At 69.7% G+C, this 18,192-nt stretch carries 12 protein-coding genes and 1 tRNA gene; 7 read left to right on the plus strand and 6 right to left on the minus strand.

Annotation, left to right across the window (positions count from 1 at the left end; translation table 11 throughout):
• The first annotated feature begins 41 nt into the window (after positions 1 to 41).
• The 3 genes from AC3QLZ_RS11935 to AC3QLZ_RS11945 are packed head-to-tail and all read left to right on the plus strand — an operon-like array spanning position 42 to position 3,642.
• Positions 42 to 965, plus strand: a complete 924-nt coding sequence (locus tag AC3QLZ_RS11935) for an AAA family ATPase (RefSeq protein ID WP_014236105.1) — start codon at positions 42 to 44, stop codon at positions 963 to 965.
• Entirely contained in the window at positions 962 to 2,275 is a 1,314-nt protein-coding gene (locus AC3QLZ_RS11940) for a DUF58 domain-containing protein (protein ID WP_014236106.1), read from the plus strand. Before AC3QLZ_RS11935 ends, AC3QLZ_RS11940 begins: the two co-directional genes overlap by 4 nt.
• Positions 2,272 to 3,642, plus strand: coding sequence for a DUF4129 domain-containing protein (locus tag AC3QLZ_RS11945; protein ID WP_014236107.1), 1,371 nt, complete (start codon positions 2,272 to 2,274; stop codon positions 3,640 to 3,642). The genes AC3QLZ_RS11940 and AC3QLZ_RS11945 overlap by 4 nt, the downstream gene beginning before the upstream one ends.
• Here AC3QLZ_RS11945 and AC3QLZ_RS11950 read toward each other — a convergent pair.
• Both AC3QLZ_RS11950 and purT read right to left on the minus strand, forming a co-directional pair.
• Positions 3,639 to 4,553: an alpha/beta hydrolase gene (locus AC3QLZ_RS11950; RefSeq protein WP_014236108.1), complete on the minus strand. Its 915-nt coding sequence runs from the start codon at positions 4,551 to 4,553 to the stop codon at positions 3,639 to 3,641. The genes AC3QLZ_RS11945 and AC3QLZ_RS11950 overlap by 4 nt on opposite strands.
• A 15-nt stretch (positions 4,554 to 4,568) precedes the next feature.
• Positions 4,569 to 5,801 (minus strand): formate-dependent phosphoribosylglycinamide formyltransferase, encoded by a 1,233-nt coding sequence (gene purT, locus AC3QLZ_RS11955; protein ID WP_014236109.1) that lies wholly within the window; start codon positions 5,799 to 5,801, stop codon positions 4,569 to 4,571.
• 113 nt (positions 5,802 to 5,914) lie between these two features.
• Between purT and AC3QLZ_RS11960 the strand changes: the two genes are divergently transcribed.
• Complete coding sequence (locus tag AC3QLZ_RS11960; RefSeq protein WP_014236110.1) at positions 5,915 to 6,466, plus strand: flavin reductase family protein; 552 nt, start codon at positions 5,915 to 5,917, stop codon at positions 6,464 to 6,466.
• Positions 6,467 to 6,554: 88 nt separating this feature from the next.
• Positions 6,555 to 6,628 (plus strand) — tRNA-Gly (locus AC3QLZ_RS11965).
• A gap of 40 nt (positions 6,629 to 6,668) precedes the next feature.
• On the opposite strand, the gene AC3QLZ_RS11970 is transcribed toward AC3QLZ_RS11965, so the two are convergent.
• Positions 6,669 to 7,589 carry a LysR family transcriptional regulator gene (locus AC3QLZ_RS11970; protein ID WP_014236111.1) on the minus strand — a complete coding sequence of 307 codons (921 nt, stop codon included), beginning with the start codon at positions 7,587 to 7,589 and terminating at the stop codon, positions 6,669 to 6,671.
• Positions 7,590 to 7,702: 113 nt separating this feature from the next.
• Between AC3QLZ_RS11970 and AC3QLZ_RS11975 the strand changes: the two genes are divergently transcribed.
• Positions 7,703 to 8,917: an MFS transporter gene (locus AC3QLZ_RS11975; RefSeq protein ID WP_014236112.1), complete on the plus strand. Its 1,215-nt coding sequence runs from the start codon at positions 7,703 to 7,705 to the stop codon at positions 8,915 to 8,917.
• A gap of 63 nt (positions 8,918 to 8,980) precedes the next feature.
• Here AC3QLZ_RS11975 and AC3QLZ_RS11980 read toward each other — a convergent pair whose 3' ends face one another.
• A complete protein-coding gene (locus tag AC3QLZ_RS11980) occupies positions 8,981 to 9,508 on the minus strand; it encodes a DUF2242 domain-containing protein (protein ID WP_014236113.1) in 528 nt (175 codons plus the stop codon).
• Between the two features lie 121 nt (positions 9,509 to 9,629).
• The gene (locus AC3QLZ_RS11985; protein WP_014236114.1) at positions 9,630 to 13,475 is read right to left on the minus strand and encodes a PAS domain S-box protein; all 3,846 of its coding nucleotides are present in this window, start codon (positions 13,473 to 13,475) and stop codon (positions 9,630 to 9,632) included.
• A gap of 141 nt (positions 13,476 to 13,616) precedes the next feature.
• Here AC3QLZ_RS11985 and AC3QLZ_RS11990 point away from each other — a divergent pair, with 141 nt between their 5' ends.
• On the plus strand, positions 13,617 to 14,720 hold the full coding sequence (locus tag AC3QLZ_RS11990; protein WP_014236115.1) for an ABC transporter substrate-binding protein: 1,104 nt from the start codon (positions 13,617 to 13,619) through the stop codon (positions 14,718 to 14,720).
• A gap of 6 nt (positions 14,721 to 14,726) precedes the next feature.
• On the opposite strand, the gene AC3QLZ_RS11995 is transcribed toward AC3QLZ_RS11990, so the two are convergent.
• Positions 14,727 to 18,107, minus strand: a complete 3,381-nt coding sequence (locus tag AC3QLZ_RS11995; RefSeq protein ID WP_014236116.1) for a bifunctional diguanylate cyclase/phosphodiesterase — start codon at positions 18,105 to 18,107, stop codon at positions 14,727 to 14,729.
• Between the last annotated feature and the right edge of the window lie 85 nt (positions 18,108 to 18,192).

Genomic DNA, 18,192 nt, shown 5'->3' on the forward strand with positions numbered 1-18,192 from the left:
TACACTGCGGCCCATTCCAACGACATGAACGCTGCCGCCTCATGCAGACCATCCAGACCCTCATCGACAACGTGGAACAAGTGATCATCGGCAAGCGCCCGGTGATCGAACTGGCCGTGGTCGCCCTGCTCTGCCGCGGCCACCTGCTGCTGGAGGACGTGCCGGGCACCGGCAAGACCATGCTGGCCCGGGCCCTGGCCAAGTCCGTGGCCCTCGACTGCAAGCGCTTGCAATGCACGCCGGACCTGCTGCCCTCCGATGTCACCGGGGTGCCGGTGTTCAACCAGAAGACCACGGAATTCGAGTTCCGCCCCGGCCCGGTGTTCACCAACATCCTCCTGGCCGACGAAATCAACCGGGCCACGCCCCGGGCCCAGTCGGCCCTGCTGGAGTGCATGGAGGAATTCCACGTCAGCGTGGACGGCCACACCTACCCCCTGCCGCCGGTTTTCATGGTCCTGGCCACCCAGAATCCCATCGAGATGGCCGGCACCTACGTGCTGCCCGAGGCCCAGCTGGACCGTTTTTTCATGCGCCTGTCCACCGGCTATCCCAGTGCGGCGGAGGAAGCCCGCATCCTGCGCGCCCAGGCCCATGGCCATCCCATCGAGCGGCTGCAGGCCGTGCTCGGCGAGGCGGAACTGCTGGCGGCGCGCCAGGCGGTGAGCGAGGTGCATGTGGAGGATTCCCTGGCCGACTACGTGGCCCGCCTGGTGGCGGCCACCCGGGCCCATCCGGACCTGCGCCTGGGCGCCAGCCCCCGGGGCTCCCTGGCCCTGTGCCGGGCGGCCCAGGGTCTGGCCCTGTTGCAGGGCCGCGACTATGTCAGCCCGGAGCTGGTGAAGACGGTGGCCCGGCCGGTGCTGGCCCACCGCCTCATCCTGCGGCCCCAGGCCGCCGCCCAGGGACGCCATGCGGAAACGGTGCTGGCGGACATCCTGAACCAGGTGCCGGCCCCCGTATGAGCGACTCCCGGGCGCCGGAGACGCCCCTGCCCCTGGCGTTCGACGGCCGGCCCCTGGCCGGCTGGCTGGGGCGGCACCGGCGCGCCCTGATCCTGGCCGGTCTCACCCTGGTGGCCTACACGGCCGCCCTCAACCGGGTGCAGGCCCTGCTGTGGGCGGTGGCCGCCCTGTTCCTCGCCACCCTGGCGGCCGGCGTGGTCTGGCCCCACTGGCTGGTGCGCCGTCTGGCGGCGGAGCGCAGCGGCCCGGTGCGGGCCGCCGAGGGCGAGCCGTTGCAACTGACGGTGACGGTGCACAACCGGGGCCTGCTGCCCCGCTTCATGGTGGAGCTGGTGGACTGCCTGCCCTTCGTCGGCGCGGCGGCTGGCGCGCCCCTGGCCGAGGTGGTGCTGGGCCAGGTGGCCTGGGTGCCGGGGGGCGGCACGCGCCAGTTCAGCGTCACCCTGCAGGCGGAAAAGCGGGGCCTCTACCAGCTCGGCCCGGTGGGCCTGGCCTCCAGCTTTCCCCTGGGGCTGGCCGAGGCCCGCCAGGGGCGCAACGCCGGGCTCACCTCCCTGGTCATCTATCCCCGGATCTTCCCCATCGTCGCCCTGCCCCTGCGCGGCACGCCCACCCTGATCCACCGGGGCGCCCTGCAGTTGCCGGAGGGGGCCGGCAGCAGCGAGTTCTGCGGCCTGCGGGAATACCGCCGGGGCGACAACCCGCGCCACATCCACTGGCCCAGCAGCGCCCGCAATGCCGAACTGATGGTGCGGGAGTTCGAGCCCCTGGCCTCCGCCAGCCTGTGCCTGGTGCTGGATTGCCAGGCCGGCGCGGAACTGGGCCGGGGCCGGGATTCCAGCTTCGAGGTGGCGGTGCGCATCGCCGCCTCCCTGGCCCGCTACGCCACCGGCAACGGCCTGCCGGTGCGGCTCCTGGGCGCCGGCCGGCAGCCCCTGGAGATCGGCGCCGGCTGCGGCGAACTGCACTTCCAGGAAATGCTGGATGCCCTCGCCGTGGTTGCGGCGGACGGCGACACGCCCTACGCCCAGATGCTGGAGCAGGCCGCCGCAGCCCTGACGCCGGGGGAGACCGTGATCAGCTTCCACAACGAGCCGGCCGTGCCCGGGGGCGGCCAGGCGACGTTGGGGGCCCTGGCCCAGCTGCGGCAGCGGGGCGCCCATCTGCTGGCCCTGCGCTTCGTCCCCGAAAGCTTCACCGGCGCCACCGCCTGGGGCAGCGACGGCCTGACCGGCGGCCTCATGGAACTGGGCGCCCGGGTGCTGCCGGTGCGCCGGGGCGATGATCTGCTGGCCCTGTTCAATCCATGACCCGTCCTGCCGCCGCCCCCGCGCCCCTCACCTACGGCCCCGCCTACCTGGGGCTGTACGCCTGTCTGACCCTGGGGGTCATGTGCAACTGCTTCCTCGACATCCAGTACGGCCATTTCGGCTTTGAGGTGACGCTGTGGGCCCTGCTGTTCGGCCTGACCCTGTTCCTCGGCTGGCGCCAGCAGGGCGTGGCAAGCGAATTGGGCCGGGGCTGGCAGAAGGCGGTGCTGGTCATGGCCGGGGTGCTCTTCTTCCTCATTCTCCTGCCCGTCTGGGGCATGCCCCGGGGCGGCCTCTACCTGCTGTGCGGCATGCAGGCGGCGCAGAACTGCATCAGTGTCAGCCGCCGCCATTTCTACATGGGCCTGCTGGTGTCTGCGGTGCTGGTGCTGTTTGCCGCCGCCCACTACCGGGCCGACTGGACCATGCTCTTCTATCTGCTGCCCTATGTGCTGGCGGTGGTGCTGAGTCTGGTGGCGGAGCAGGTGGATCGCCGCTCCCGCCAGGTCCAGGCCCAGGCCCTGGGCGACGGCCGCGTTGCCGGCCAGGGCCTGGCGGCGGTGACCGCCGCCCTGGTGATCCTGGGGCTGGCGGGCCTGTTCTATGCCATCACGCCCCAGGTCTCCTGGGCCGATCTCTCCTGGAAGCACGGCCTGCCCGGCGGGGTGCAGTTGGGCGAGAGTCCGGCCGGCGGCGGCGCCGGTGGCGGCAGCGGTGGCCATGGGGCAGCCGGCGGCAGTGGCGGGGGCGGCGCCGGGGAGGCCGGTCCGCTCCGTTCCGCCTGGCCCGGTCCCGGGGAAATACGCCTGGCCGCCCGCCGGCCCGGCATGCCCGAGTGGCAGGCCAGCGCCATCAACCATCTGGCGGATTGGCTGGAGCAGCTGACGCAGGCCACGGCCCCGGCCCGCGAGGCGGTGGAAGACTGGTGGGAGCGCTTCAAGCAATGGATGCAGGAGCACCTGCAGGAAGTGGTCCAGACCCTGCTGGCGTTGCTGTTGTTGGCCCTGGTGCTGGCCTATTGGCTGCTGGCGCGGGAGACGGGGCCGCTGGCCTGGCTGCGCACCCGCCTCGATTATCTGCGCCTGGGCCTGGGCGGGCACCACGGGGCAGGGGGGCGCGGCATCCGCCAGTACTTCCATGCCGCCGAACGGCTCTTCGCCTACTACGGCGAACCCCGGGCCGCCGCCCAGGGCCCCCGTGAATACGGGCGCCAGCTGCACCGCCGCTACCCGGATCTGGCCGAGGAGCTGCATGTGCTGACGGGCTATTTCGACATCGTCAGCTACAGCGGCCGGGAGCCCCGGCCCCAGGCCCTGGCAGCCATGCGCCAGGCCTACCGGCGCATCTTCCGGACGCTGATGGACTAACTGGCGCCGGGCGTCGCCGGCCCCGCTTCGCCCGGATGGAGATGGGCGGCCAGGAATTCCAGCAGCCGGGGCATCTGCTCCTCCACCTCGCCGTAGCTGTCGTGGCTGCCGGGCACCACCAGCAGCTCGGCCGCGGTGTCGCCCCGGGCAGCGAGGATGGCCCGGGCTTCGGCCAGGGGCACGGTGTCGTCGGCGTCGCCATGGACCAGCAGCACCGGGCAGCGGGCCCGGGCGATGCTGCGCATGGGGGCAATGGCGTCGAAGCGGTGGCCGATGGTCCGCTCCACATAACGCAGGATGTACCAGCCCAGGGGCAGGTAGGGGATGTGCAGGGCCCGCAGCCAGCGCCGCATCATGGCCGCCGGGTGGGCGAAGGCGGCGACGCTGACGGCGGCGGCCAGGCCGTCGCGGCGGGAGGCTACCAGCAGGGCGGCACCGGCACCGACGGAATGGCCGAGCACCGCCAGGCGCCGGCCGTCCGCCTCCGGCTGGCCGGGCAGCCAGTCCAGGGCCGCTTCCAGGTCTTCGGCGAAGCGGGGCAGGGAGGCGAAAGTGTCGGCCTCGCTGCGGCCATGGCTGCGGGCGTCGAGCAGCAGCACGGCGTAGCCGGCCCGGTGCAGGGGCGCCGCCAGGGGCAGCATCATTTCCGCGTTGCCGCCCCAGCCGTGCAGCACCGCCACCGTGGGGGCGGCGGCAGTGGCGGCGGGAATCATCCAGGCGAAGAGGCGCTTGCCCCGGGGCCCGGCGATGGCGCACTCACGAAAGGGCAGGCCCAGATCGCCCGGGCTGCCTTGTTCCGGAACCATGGGTACCTGCAGGCCGCGCCGGATGGCCCAGTGCAGGCCGGCACGGCCAAGAAGAAGGGCCAGTGCGGCCCCCAGGGAAGGGAGCAGCCACTGGCCCGTATCCATTGGGTTGCGGCCCGCTTATTTCTTGGTGGCGGGCTTGCCGGAAACCGGCGTCACCCGGCTGGCGGCCAGGCTGGCCCGCTGCCGGGCCTGTTCGATGCTGCCGCCGGTGGCCAGGGCCACGCCCATGCGGCGCTTCTTGAAGCTCTCGGGCTTGCCGAACAGGCGCAGGTCGGCGGTGGGCACCTGCAGGGCCTCGGCCACGCCTTCGTAGGCCACGCCCTGTTCCTCCAGGCCGCCGTAGATGACGGCGGAGGCGCCGGGAGTGCGCAGGCTGGCATCCACCGGCAGGCCCAGGATGGCCCGGGCGTGCAGTTCGAATTCGGAGAGGCGCTGGCTGGTCAGGGTCACCAGGCCCGTGTCGTGGGGGCGCGGGCTGACTTCGGAGAACCACACCTGGTCGCCCTTGATGAACAGCTCGACGCCGAAGATGCCGCGGCCGCCCAGGTTGCTGGTGACCTTTTCGGCGATCTCCCGGGACTTCTCCCGGGCCGCCTCGCTCATGGGCTGGGGCTGCCAGGATTCCACATAGTCGCCATCCACCTGGATGTGGCCGATGGGTTCGCAGAAGAAGGTTTCCACCTGGCCCGAGCTGCCCACGGCGCGCACGGTGAGCTGGGTGATCTCGTAGTCGAACTTGACGAAGCCCTCGACAATGACCCGGGACTGCTGCACCCGGCCGCCGGCCTGGGCATGGTTCCAGGCCTTCTCCACGTCGGCGGGGCCCTTCAGCAGGGACTGGCCCTTGCCGGAGGAGGACATCACCGGCTTGACCACGCAGGGGTAGCCGATGCCCTTCTCTTCCCCCGTGCCGTCGATGGCGGCCTGCAGCTCGGCCAGGGAATCGGCGAAGCGGTAGGGCGAGGTGGGCAGGCCCAGTTCCTCTGCGGCCAGGCGGCGGATGCCTTCCCGGTTCATGGTCAGCTTGGCGGCCAGGGCCGTGGGAATGACCTGGGCCAGGCCCTCGGCCTCGATCTCCACCAGGGTGTCGGTGGCGATGGCCTCGATCTCCGGCACCACCAGATGGGGCTTCTCCAGCTCGATGAGGCGGCGCAGGGCGGCCCCGTCGGTCATGGAAATGACGTGGGAACGGTGGGCCACCTGCATGCCCGGCGCATCGGCGTAGCGGTCCACGGCGATGACCTCGACACCCAGGCGCTGCAAGGCGATAATCACCTCCTTGCCCAGTTCTCCCGCCCCCAGCAGCATCACCTTGGTGGCCGAAGGGGAGAGGGGCGTTCCGATTCTCATAGCATCACTTCCTTGAAAATAAGGGCATTGCAGGGGCAGACCGCCACAGCGGCGCCACCCCGGACGGCAAAAAGTCCGCGCATGTTAGCACGCAGCCCGCCTCCGACGACTTCATGACTTCCAGCCAAAACTCCGCCCTCGACCTGCCCTGCAACACCTGCGACAGCGACGCTGCCGCCACCCCGGCCCCCTTCGACTGCCGCGCCTTCCGCAATGCCCTGGGCGGCTTCGCCACCGGCGTCACCGTGGTCACCGCCATGGCCGCCGACGGCACCCCGGTGGGCCTCACCGTCAGCTCCTTCAATTCCGTCTCCCTGGAGCCGCCCCTGGTGCTGTGGAGCCTCTCCGCCAACTCCCCCAGCCTGGGCATTTTCGAGAGCGCCTCCCACTTTGCCGTGAACGTGCTGGCAGCGAACCAGGAAGAAGTCTCCAACCGCTTCGCCTCCCGCCTCGAAGACAAGTTCGACGGCGTGGCCTGGCAGCCCGGCCTGGGCGGCGCCCCGGTGCTGGCCGGCACCTGCGCCAGCTTCGAATGCGCCAACGTCGCCCGCCATGCCGGCGGCGACCACCTCATCTTCATCGGCCAGGTCGAGCGCTTCGCCCAGGACCCGGCCCGGCCCCCCCTCGTCTTCCAGGGCGGCCGCTACCGCCGCCTGGCCGACTGAGTTTCGTACCCCGCCGGTTGCCCCTGCGGCAGGCGGCGGCGTAGAATGCCACCTCGGTTCTGCCTCTGGAGCCGCCAAATCAGCCCGAGCGGGCGTCGTATAATGGTAATACCCTAGCTTCCCAAGCTAGAGCCGTGGGTTCGATTCCCATCGCCCGCTCCACCGGATACCCAAAAGGCCAGTCCTCCGCGACTGGCCTTTTTCATTTCCACCCCTGCCGCCACGGCGGCACTGGCGTCAGGGCCGCTTCCAGTTCTGCCAGGAAGACCTTGACCTTGGGTAGGCGGATGCGGCTGGGGGTGTAGCAGGCGTAGAGGTGGCGGCCGAAGCGGACCTGGGGTTCGTGGTCGGGCAGGACCCGGATCAGGCGGCCGTCGGCCAGGGCCGGGGCGCACAGGAAGTCGGGCAGGATGCCGATGCCCTGGCCGGCGAGGATGGCGTCTTCCAGACATTCCAGATTGTTGTAGCGCAGGGGGCTGTGGATGGGCACCCGGATCTCGGCTCCTTCCCGGTCGGTCAGGCGCCAGTGGCCGTCGTCGGTGAACAGGTAGCTGAAGCAGCGGTGCAGGGGCAGATCCTGGGGCGTCTGGGGCGTGCCGTGGGCGGCCAGGTAGGCGGGGGCGGCGCAGAGGTGGCGTTCCAGTTGCAGCAGGGGGCGGGCCACGGCGTCTTCGGGCGGGGCCTTGGTCAGGCGCAGGGCCAGGTCGATGCGGTCGGCCACCAGGTCCACTAGCTGGTCGGTGAGTACCAGCTCACATTCCAGGCCCGGGTATTTCTCGACCATGGACGGCAGCAGGGGGGCGATGTAGCGGCGGCCGAAGGCCAGGGTGGCGCTGATGCGCAGCACGCCCTGGGGCGTTTCGCCCAGGTGGCGCAGGGCCAATTCGGCGCTGTCCACCGCTTCCAGGGCGCGGCGGGCGTGCTGCAGGAAGACTTCGCCGGCGGGGGTCAGGCTGAGGCGGCGGGTGGCCCGCTCGAACAGGCGCTGGCCGAGGGATCGTTCCAGGTCGCCGATCTGCTTGCTCACCTGGGCCCGGGTGCAGTCCAACTGCCGGGCGGCGGCGGCCATGCTGCCGCTTTCGACGACCTTGAGGAAACTGTGCCAACTGGGAAGCCAGGCCATGGTGTCAATGATCCGTTGACGTTGATGCGGGGATTATGGGCTGTTTCGTCGCCGATTTGCTGACTAGAGTGGAATCCGATTGATTTGGTCCGTACGGGCCGGGAAGGATTGCCATGTTTCGTACCCTGAGCCGGCCGGAAGTGCTGGTGACCACCCTGGCGGCGGCCGGCATTCTCATGGTGACCATGGGTGCCCGGCAGTCCCTCGGCCTCTTCGTCGCGCCCCTCAATACCCACACCGGCCTGGGCATCGCCAGCATCAGCCTGGCCATGGCCGTGGGCCAGTTCACCTGGGGCGCCATCCAGCCCGTGGCGGGGGCCGTGGCCGACCGCTACGGCGCCCGGGCGGTGCTCATCGGCGGCCTGCTGGTGCTCGCGGTCGGCAGCGCCCTGACGCCCTTCATGGATTCGGGCCTGGGCCTGATCTTTTCCATCGGCCTGCTGTCGGCCATGGGGGCCGGTGCCGGCAGCTTTTCCGTGCTCATCGGCGCCGCCGCCCAGCGCCTGCCGGTGGAGGCCCGGGGCGCCGCCTCCGGGGTCATTAACGCCGGCGGCTCCTTCGGCCAGTTCGTCTTCGCCCCCATCCTGCAGCGCCTGATCCAGAGCATCGGCTGGATGGGCGCCCTGTGGGCCATGGCCATTGCCACCCTGGCGGCCCTGCCCCTGGTGGGCCGTCTGGCGGGGGCTCCGCCGGCCCATGCCCCGACAGCGGCTACTGGCGGCGGTCTTGGCCAGGCGGTGAAGGAGGCCATGGGCGACCGCAGCTACCTGCTGCTGCATGCCGGCTTTTTCACCTGCGGCTTCCACATCGCCTTCCTCGTCACCCACCTGCCCGGCGAGGTGAACCTGTGCGGACTGCCGCCCTCGGTGGCCAGCTGGTCCCTGGCCATCATCGGCCTGGCCAACATCTTCGGCAGTCTCTATGCCGGCTCCTGTGTGGCCCGCTACCGCAGCAAGTACATCCTGGCGGCCATGTACGCCTCCCGCGCCCTGCTCATCATCTGGTACCTGATGATGCCGCGCACGGAATGGACCTACTACCTGTTCGCCGCCGGCCTCGGCTTCACCTGGCTGGCCACGGTGCCGCCGACGGCGGCCATCGTCGGCAAGCTTTTCGGCGTGCGCTACCTGGGCACCCTGTTCGGCCTGACCCTGCTCTCGCACCAGATCGGCGGCTTTCTCGGCGCCTACCTGGGGGGCCTGACCCTGACCCGCTTCGGCGACTACGGCTGGATGTGGTACGCCGACATCGCCCTGGCTGCGGCCGCTGCCCTGGTGAACCTGCCGATCCGGGAAAAGCCGGTGCAGCCCGTGGCCCAGCCGGCCTGAGGCGCCGCCGCAAAGCAAAAAGGCCAGCCCGGGAGGCTGGCCTTTGCTTTTGGCGCGGCGCGTTCAGTTGTTGTTGCTGCCGCCGTCCAGGCTGTCGATGAGGGCGAAGAGGCGTTTGTAGAAGTCCGGGTCGGCGATGGTTTCCTCGCCCACCTTGACCAGGGAATCCTTGTCCGCCACCCAGGGCAGGGAGATGGAGCCGATGCCGGTGACGCTGAGGCCGGCGCTGCTGCTGCCGGCCTTGAGGGCGAAGCGGGTTTGGCGGGCGTTGGCGTAGATGACGGTGCCGACGTTGCTCGGCAGGCATACCAGGCTGATGGAAAGGCGCATGCCGTAATCGGCCTCGGGCTGGAACAGCTTCTCGCCGCGGATGCTTTCGGGCTTGGTTTCCTCCACCTGGTAGCCCTGGCTGAGCAGGGCCCGGCGCCCCAGTTCGCAGGCGTTGGCGGGAACCCGGGTGCTCCAGTATTCGAAGGGGGAATTGCTGTCGAAGGACTCGTGCTTGTAGGCCGGCGTGGGGCGGGAGGCGCAGCCCGCCAGCAGCAATCCGCTCAGGGTGAGTAAGACAAGGGGGCGGAAAGAAAAACGCATGGGGTTCTGGTGCCGGGAAAGACGGTTGCTGAAACGGTTGCCGAAGGCAGAATCTTAGATCATCCGGGCCGTTTCGGGGCGTTGCGACAACTTCCTTTACATGTTTTGGCGCCGGGCCCGCCTAGCCTGCGCCGGCCGGCTGGACCGCCTCCGGGGTGGCCGCCTCGAGCAGGCTCAGGGCCCGGTCGAAATCGAAGTACTCGATGGCCTGGTCGATCTGGGGGCCCCAGGCGCCGAGCAGGGGCAGCAGCAGGTGTGCGGACTGCTGCCAGAGCAGGCTGGCCTGCATGTCGTCCCCGGCCAGCAGCGTGTGCAGCCGGTTGAGCAGCTGGGTCTGCTCCCCGTTGGCGCCGTTGCCGGGCGTCGGCTCCGCCGCCGGGGTGCGGGCCGGCAGCCAGCGCAGCAGGGCCTGGTAGAGCACCTCGGGGACCACCGGCTTGGCCACGAAGTCGTTCATGCCGGCTTCCAGGCAACGCGCCCGGTCTTCGGCAAAGGCGCCGGCAGTCATGGCCAAGATGGGCAGATCGGCGCAGCCGGGCAGCTCCCGGATGGCCCGGGTGGCCTGCAGGCCGTCCAGGTGGGGCATGTTCACATCCATCAGCACCAGGTCGAAGCCGCCGGACTGGGCCAGGCTCACCGCCTGGTGCCCGTCCTCGGCCACGCTGACGGCCAGGCCGGCATCGTGCAGCAGGTCCTGGGCCACCTCCTGGTTGAGGGCGTTGTCTTCCGCCAGGAGGATGCGGCAGCCGCCGTGGCGGGCGCGCAGGCGGGCCGGCAGTTCCTGCTCCGCAGTTGCGGCGGTGGTGCCGGCCGCGGTGTCCGCCACCTCCAGGCGCAGGCTGATCCAGAAGACGCTGCCCTGGCCCGGCTTGCTGTCCACCCCGATGTCGCCGCCCATGAGCCGGATGAGGCGCTTGCTGATGGCCAGGCCCAGGCCCGTGCCGCCGTACTTGCGGGTGGTGGAGTTGTCGGCCTGCTCGAAGGCCTGGAACAGGGCGGCCTGCTGCTCCGGGGCGATGCCGATGCCCTGGTCCGCCACCTCCAGGCGCAGCTCCACCTGGCTCTGGCTGCGGCTGAGCAGGCGGGCGCCCAGGGTGATGTGGCCCTGGTCGGAGAACTTCACCGCATTGCTGAGGAAGTTCACCAGGATCTGCTGCAGGTGCATGGCGTCGCCCCGCAGGACGGGGGGCAGGGCCGGGTCGAGGTGCCGCTCCAGGCGCAGGCCCTTGGCTTCCAGCTGGGGCCGCAGCAGGTTTTCCGCATTGTCGAAGAGGCGCGCCAGGAGGAAGTCCTGCATGTCCAGATGCAGCTTCTCGGCCTCGATCTTGGACAGGTCCAGGATGTCGTTGATGATGTTGAGCAGATGGGTGGCGGCACCGTGGATCTTGTCCACCCGCTCCCGGGCCCGGGCATCGCCCACCTCCCGCCCCAGCAGGTGGGAGAGGCCGAGGATGGCGTTCATGGGGGTGCGGATCTCGTGGCTCATGTTGGCCAGAAAGGCGCTCTTGGCCCGGCTGGCGCTCTCCGCCTCGTCCCGGGCTTCGGCCAGCTCCATGGTGCGGGCGTGCACCAGCTCCTCCAGGTGGTGGCGGTGCTGTTCCAGCTCCTGTTCCAGGCGCAGGCGGAAGGTGATGTCCCGGTGCAGACACAGCACATAGGCCTGGCCCTCCCACTCGACACGGCTGGCGCTCACTTCCACGTTGAAGGTGCGGCCGTCCTTGTGGCGGTGCACGGTCTGGAAGAACTCGCCGCCCTTGCTCAGGGCCCGCAACATGGCGGTGATCTGTTCCCGGGGAATTGCCGCGTCCCAGTCCCACACGTGGAGCCGTTCCATTTCCTCCGGCGTGTAGCCGAGCATGGCCGCCATGGCCGGATTGGCTTCGGCCACGGCGCCGTCCTCGGTGAGCAGCACCAGGCCGTCCCGGCTGTGCTCGAACAGGGCCCGGCGCATGGAAACCTCGCTGGCCATGGCCCGGGCCTGCTCCTTGCGCTCGGTGATGTCGCGCCAGACGGAGGCACAGCCGAGGCGCCCGTCCATTTCCACCCGCCGGTTGCTGACCCAGAAGTCCCGCACCTGGCCGTCCTTGCGCCGCAGGCGGGTTTCCGTGCTGTGCTGACCGTCCCGGATGACGGCGGCCAGGGCCTGGCGGACCTGCTGCGGGTCCATCTCCGCCTCCAGGTCGGCGATGGAGAGGCCGGCCAGTTCCTCCCGGGTGTAGCCCAGGCTGGCGCAGGTCATGTCGTTGAATTCGATGAAGCGGCCGCTCTCGGCGTCGATCAGGCAGATGCTCTCCGGCGCCTGGGCAGCGATGGCGCTGAAAATGTCCTCCCGCTCGCGCAGGGCGCTGCGGGTCTGCAGGCGGCTGATGGCGTCGCCGAGGCGCTGGGCGATGCTTTCCTGCAGGGTCCGCTCCTCCGGCAGCAGGGCCGTGTCGTGCTCGCCGTCGGGCTGGCACAGCACCGTCAGGGTGCCCTGGTCGCCCCCCGGGGTGCGGAAGGTGACCCGGTGGCCGCCGGTTGCGGCCGGGTGACCCGGTGTGGCGTAACGGGCACCGCCGAACTCGATGCAGGCGAAGGTCTGCCGAGGCCAGCGCCAGCCCGGCGGAATGAGGCCCACCACCCGTTCCAGGATTTCCCCCAGGCCCAGGGCCGGGTCTTCCGTGACCCGGGATATTTCGTAGAGGCAGGCCAGTTCCTGCATGCGTTTGCGCAGCACCCATTCGGTATGGGCCCGGGCTTTCTCCTTGGCGTCCAGGGCATCGAGCAGGGCGTCGAAATGGCCGGCCAGCTGGCCGATCTCGTCCTCTTCCTCCATGCGCCCGACCCGGGCCAGGGTGCGGCCCTGGCCGAAGTCGGTCATGGCGTCGCGGATGCGCTGCAGGCGGTCGGTGAGGCGGCGGGATTTCTTCAGGAAGACATAGGTGAGCAGCAGCATGCTCAGGCCCAGCACCAGCGAAATGCCGCCCAGGAGCAGGTGCTTCTCGTTCTGGTAGTAGGTTTCCGGAAAGCCGGAGTAGATCATGCCGATGCGCCGCCCCTCGCCGTCGAGCAGGGCCTGGTAGCCGGCGATCTGCCAGCTGTCCACCACCCGGGCCCGCCGCACCCAGGTGCCGCCTTCTTCCAGCACCGCCTGATTGACCTCGGCACTGGCCCGGGTGCCCAGGGCCCGCTGGCCGTTGGCCAGCTGCACGTTGGTGGCGACGCGGATGTCGTCGAGGAACAGGGTGGCGGTGCCGCTGTCGCCGCCCGGCAGGGTGCCCACCGGGAAAACCACCTCCCGGATGTTGTCGATCAGGGCCAGGTTGTTGTTGAGCAGGATGCCGCCGAAGAGGATGGCATCTCCGTAATCGCCGCTGAGGGGCAGGTGGGCGGCGGCGTTGATGAGCAGGCCCCGGGTCTCCGCCTCGCCCTTCGGCGCCCCCGCCACCTCTACCCGGGCCCGGGCGGGAAAGCGGGAGCCGAGGCGGGCCAGCTGTTCCGCATCGAAGCGCTCGTAGGCCGATACCGGCAGTCCGGTCAGCACCTGGCGCACGACAAAGGAGCGGGGCAGGCGGGTGCCGGGCACGGCGTCGGTGCTGGCGGCGATGATCTGGCCGTCCTCGGTGGCGACGATGAGATAGTCCAGGCCCGCCGATTCGGCCCACACGTCGAGCACCTTGCCCAGGGTCGGGTCGTTGCCGCGGTGGGCCTTGAGCAACTGGGGCAGGCGTTCGGAGAGGGCCTGCTGCAGCACCTGCTGGCCGGAGCGGTTGCGGATCTGCTCCAGATAGTTGCGGGTGCTGATCAGATGGGCGTGGGCATTGGCCTCCAGCAGTTCGTCGAAACGCTGGCCGCCCACCACCAGCACGGCCATGATCACCGGCAGGGTGACGAGCATGGGCACCAGGCCCAGCACCACCAGGCGGATGTGCAGGGAGCGGCGCCAGGCCCGCTGCCAGCGGGAAAGGAAGTGTGGGTGCAAGGCCATGATGGGCACCGGGGCGACGGCCGGGCGGCCGCCGGGGTTAGGTGAATGATCTGCCGTCTATTATCTTAGTATTATCAGAATCTTTCGGCGACCATGCGTGGAATTAGTGCATGGTCCCAACCACCAAAGCGGAGCTTTCCCATGCGCAAGCCCCTGGCTGCCCTGATCCTCCTCGGTACCCTGCTGCTGGCTGCTTGCGGCGAACCGGAGCCGGTGCGCATCGGCTTTCTCGGTGGTCTTTCCGACCGCAACACGGATGTGGGGGATGCCGGGCGCAACGGCGTCATCCTGGCGGTCGAGCAGTGGAACCGGGAAGGCGGCATCCAGGGCCGCCCCATCGAGCTGATTGCCCGGGACGATGCCCAGAAGGCCGAGACCGCTGCCCGGGCGGCGGCGGAGCTGGGCCAGGCGCGGGTGGAGGCGGTGATCGGCCCCTTCACCTCGGCCATGGCGGCGGCGGCCGTGCCGGTGCTGGCCCGCAGCGACACCCTGCTGATCAGTCCGACCCTCAGCGCCATGGCCTTTTACGCCAAGGACGACAACCTGGTGCGCATCAACCGCAGCACCCGGGACAATGCCGGCGACTACGCTCGCATGCTTTACCAGCGGGGCCAGCGCCGCGTCGCCGTGGCCTACGACACCCGCAACCGGGTCTTTTCCGAATCCTGGCTGGAGGAGTTCCGCCGCGCCTTCACTAGCGGTGGCGGCGCCATCGTTGCCGAAGCGGCCTACGACTCCCAGCCCGACACGGATTTCGCCCAGGTGGTGCGGCGCCTGCTCAGGAACGACCCGGACGGCCTGCTCTACATCGCCGGCGCCATCGATGTGGCCCGCCTGGCCCAGCAGTCGCGCCGGCAGGCGCCCCGGCTGCCCATTGCCGCCTCGGAATGGGCGGCGTCGGAGCAGCTGACCGAACTGGGGGGCTCCCTGGTGGAAGGGCTGCTGATCCTGCAGAACTACAACCGCTATGACGAATCCCCCCGCTACGTGGCCTTCCGCGACGCCTTTGCCCAGCGCTTCCAGCGCCTGCCGGGCTACAGCGCGGTGGCGGCCTACGATGCGGCGACGGTGCTGTTCACCGCCCTCAGCCGGCGCCAGCGGGGCGACAGCGTCAAGGCGGCGGTGCTCAAGTACGGCCCCTACCAGGGCCTGCAGCAGCAGATCAGTTTCGACGCCTTCGGCGATACCACGCGGCAGGCCTTTTTCACCGAGATCCAGCAGGGGCGCTTCGTCCTGGTGCGCTGATCCCCTTCAGGCGCGGCGTTGCTGCATCCAGGCGGTGAAGTCCGCCGCCGGCATGGGCCGGCCGAACAGATAGCCCTGGCCCTGGTCGCAGCCGGCGCCGCGCAGGAATTCCAGCTGCTCCTGGGTCTCGATGCCTTCGGCGGTGATATGGAATCCCAGGGAGTGGCCGAGGGCGATGATGGCGCGGGCGATGGCCACGTCGTTGGCGTTGTGGGGCAGGTCGGCGACGAAGGCCCGGTCGATCTTCAGGTGGTTGATGGGCAGCACCTTGAGATAGGCCAGGGAGGAATAGCCGGTGCCGAAGTCGTCCACCGCCGTGGTCACCCCCAGGGTCTGGATGTCGCACAGCACCTGCCGGGCATGGTTGGGGCTTTCCATGATCAGGCTTTCGGTCACTTCCACCTCCAGGGCAGTGGCCGGCAGACCGTGCTTTTCCAGGGCCTGGCGCAGGGTCGCCGCATAGTCGCTGCGCTCGATCTGCAGGGCCGCCACATTGACGGCGATGCGCCCGGCCAGCAGGCCCCGGTCCGCCCACTGGCGGGCCTGGCGGCAGACCTGGTCGAGCACCAGTTCGCCGATGGGCACGATCAGACCGGTGCGCTCGGCCAGGGGGATGAACTCGGCCGGCGACACCAGACCCCGGGCCGGGTCGCGCCAGCGCAGCAGGGCCTCGGCGCCGCACAGGCTGCCGTCGGCCAGTTCCAGCTTGGGCTGGTACCAGACCTCGAATTCCCCTTCTTCCAGGGCCCGGCGCAGGGAGCGTTCCTGAGTCAGCCGTTCCTGGGCGCGGCGGGTCATGTCGGCCTGGTAGAAGCGGTAGCTGTTGCGGCCCCCTTCCTTGGCCCCGTACATGGCGGTGTCGGCATTGCGCACCAGGGCTTCCGGCGTGTCGCCGTCGAGAGGGGCGATGGCGATGCCGATGCTGGTGGTGACCAGGGCGGCGGTACCGTCCAGGTCGAAGGGTTCCTGCAGGGCCTGCAGCAGCTTCTTCACCACACTGATGGCGTCGGTGCCCTGGGCCAGGTTGTTGAGGATGATGGCGAACTCGTCGCCTCCCAGGCGGGACACCGTGTCCTCCACCCGCACGCATTCCTTGAAGCGGTGGGCCGCCTGCTGCAGCAGCAGGTCGCCGGTGGGGTGGCCCAGGCTGTCGTTCACCGTCTTGAAGCCGTCCAGGTCCAGCAGCAGCACCGCCAGCTCCTGGCCGTAGCGCTGGGCCCGCTCCAGGGCGTGCTGCAGGCGGTCGTGGAAGAGGGTGCGGTTGGGCAGGCCGGTGAGGGGGTCGAAATGGGCCAGCCGCTCCAGTTCGTCCTGGGAATGCTTGATGGCGGAAATGTCGGAGAAGACGCCGACGTAATTGACCGGCTTGCCCTCCTGGTCGAGCACGGCATTGATGGTCAGCCACTCGGGGAAGAGGGCGCCGTTCTTGCGCCGGTTCCAGATCTCGCCGCGCCAGATGCCTGTGCTGGCCAGGGTCTCCCACATCAGGCGGTAGAACTCCGGTTCCTGGCGGTCCGAACGCAGCAGGCTGGGCAGCTGGCCCAGGGCTTCGGCGGCGGTGTAGCCGGTGATGTCGGTGAAGGCCTTGTTCACCGAGAGGATGACGCCCCGGGCGTCGGTGATCATGACCCCGTCGGCGGTGTTCTCCATGACCACTCCGGCCAGGCGCAGCTGTTCCGTGGTCTGCTTGATTTCCGTGATATCGGTGGAAATGCCGAGGACGCCCCGCAGGCTGCCGTCCGGCCCCGGTAGGGGGCATTTGGTGGTGAGGTAGGTGCGTTGCACGCCGCCGTCGAAGGCCTGCTCTTCGAAGCGCATGGGTTGGCCGGACTGCATCACCAGTTCGTCGTTGTGCCGGTGCTGCACGGCCAGGGCGGGGGAGATGAAGCTCTCCCGCAGCAGTCCTTCCACGGCGGCGCGGGGGCGGCCGATGACCTTCTCGAAGAGGCGGTTGCCCAGGCGCAGGCGGCCCTCCGTGTCGAACATGTAGATCAGGGAGGGGGCATGGTCCACGATGGCACCGAGCAGGCTGCGCTGCCGCTCCAGTTCTGCCTCGGCCTGCTTGCGCTCGGAGATGTCGCGCACCACGGCATGGAGCACCGGCAACTCGTTGAGCTGCATGGCGCTGAGGGTCACTTCCGCCGGGAACAGGCTGCCGTCGCAGCGCTGGTGGGTCCATTCGAAGCGGTGCAGGCCCCGGGCCACGGCGATTTCCATCATGGCCTTGGCCTTCTCCGCCGAGGTCTGGCCGTCGGGCTGCCGGGCCGGCGACAGGTCGATGGGGGAAATGCCCCGGAACTGGGAAAAGTCCTTGAAGCCGAACATCTCCAGGGCCGCCGCATTGGCCTCGGAGAAGCAGCCCTGGCGGACGATCCAGGTGGGGTCGGGGGAATGTTCGAAGAGGGTGCGGAAGCGCCCCTCGCTCTGGGCCAGGGAGGCCTGGATTTCCTTGCGCTCGGCAATTTCCCGGGACAGTTCCGCATTGCGCTCGCGGATGAAGCTGTTGCGCCCCATCAGCTGGGCGACGAAATAGAGCAGCAGCAGGGTGTTGCTCAGGGCCACCAGGAACAGGGGCGAGTGCAGCAGATTGGTGCTGGGCCAGCCCGCCTTGGGCAGGCCCGCCAGCTGCCAGGTGCCGCCCGGCACGCTGACGTTCATCAGCACCGGCTGCTGGCCGAATACCGTACTGTCGCCCCAGATCATGCCGCCGTCGGCGCCGTCCCCGTCCCGGCCGCGCAGGGCCAGGTTGAGGGGGCCTTCCCGCCCGATGCCGCCGACGTTGAGCAGGCGATCCACGTCGGCCACTATGGAGGCCACGCCCCAATAGCGGCTGCCGCCGGCCTTGTCGGTGATGAACACCGGCCGCCGGTGGATCAAGGCGCGGCCGCCCTGGACCAGATCCACCGGGCCGGCCAGGAGGGGGCCGCCCAGTTCCCGGGCACGGCGCACCGTGGCGAACTGCTCCGGCCGGGTGCTGTAGGCGAAGCCCAGGGCCCGCTCGTTGCCGGCCAGGGGATAGACCTGGCGGATGACGTCATCCGGTGCCAGGGCGATGTTGCGGATGTGGGGTACGGCGGCGATGGCCTGGGAGGCCATGCCGGCGAAGCGCTCGGGAGAGATGCTGCCGTCGTGGCGCAGCAGGTGCACGATGCCTTCAGTGATGCTGAAGGTGGCCATGATCTGGCCTTCCAGCCGGGCTCGCACGGCGGCCAGTTCGGCGGTGGCCTGGGTGCGGGCCTCGCTGGTGCGGCGATCCACCTCCAGTTGGCCGAGGAGCAGGGCCAGGATGCTGCCCACCAGCAGCACTGCCGCCAGCAGGGCATAGCTGCCCGCTCCCAGCAGGCGAAAGGAGGCGCCGAACGCCGCGCCCGTCTTCACTTTCGCCATTGACTATCCCTTCCACCCTGGTTGATGCCCGACTGGGCCCGATGCTGGGTTTATAGCGCTGATTACACAGGCAATATATGACTTT

It is taken from the genome of Azospira sp. MPR-LB4, assembly GCF_058809525.1.

Excerpts from the sequence above, each read along its gene's own strand:
- AC3QLZ_RS11990 (WP_014236115.1), top strand. The coding sequence starts at position 13,617 with ATGCGCAAGCCCCTGGCTGCCCTGATCCTCCTCGGTACCCTGCTGCTG.
- AC3QLZ_RS11980 (WP_014236113.1), bottom strand. The coding sequence starts at position 9,508 with ATGCGTTTTTCTTTCCGCCCCCTTGTCTTACTCACCCTGAGCGGATTG.
- AC3QLZ_RS11945 (WP_014236107.1), top strand. The coding sequence starts at position 2,272 with ATGACCCGTCCTGCCGCCGCCCCCGCGCCCCTCACCTACGGCCCCGCC.
- purT (WP_014236109.1), bottom strand. The coding sequence starts at position 5,801 with ATGAGAATCGGAACGCCCCTCTCCCCTTCGGCCACCAAGGTGATGCTG.
- AC3QLZ_RS11985 (WP_014236114.1), bottom strand. The coding sequence starts at position 13,475 with ATGGCCTTGCACCCACACTTCCTTTCCCGCTGGCAGCGGGCCTGGCGC.
- AC3QLZ_RS11935 (WP_014236105.1), top strand. The coding sequence starts at position 42 with ATGCAGACCATCCAGACCCTCATCGACAACGTGGAACAAGTGATCATC.
- AC3QLZ_RS11995 (WP_014236116.1), bottom strand. The coding sequence starts at position 18,107 with ATGGCGAAAGTGAAGACGGGCGCGGCGTTCGGCGCCTCCTTTCGCCTG.
- AC3QLZ_RS11975 (WP_014236112.1), top strand. The coding sequence starts at position 7,703 with ATGTTTCGTACCCTGAGCCGGCCGGAAGTGCTGGTGACCACCCTGGCG.
- AC3QLZ_RS11970 (WP_014236111.1), bottom strand. The coding sequence starts at position 7,589 with ATGGCCTGGCTTCCCAGTTGGCACAGTTTCCTCAAGGTCGTCGAAAGC.
- AC3QLZ_RS11950 (WP_014236108.1), bottom strand. The coding sequence starts at position 4,553 with ATGGATACGGGCCAGTGGCTGCTCCCTTCCCTGGGGGCCGCACTGGCC.
- AC3QLZ_RS11960 (WP_014236110.1), top strand. The coding sequence starts at position 5,915 with ATGACTTCCAGCCAAAACTCCGCCCTCGACCTGCCCTGCAACACCTGC.
- AC3QLZ_RS11940 (WP_014236106.1), top strand. The coding sequence starts at position 962 with ATGAGCGACTCCCGGGCGCCGGAGACGCCCCTGCCCCTGGCGTTCGAC.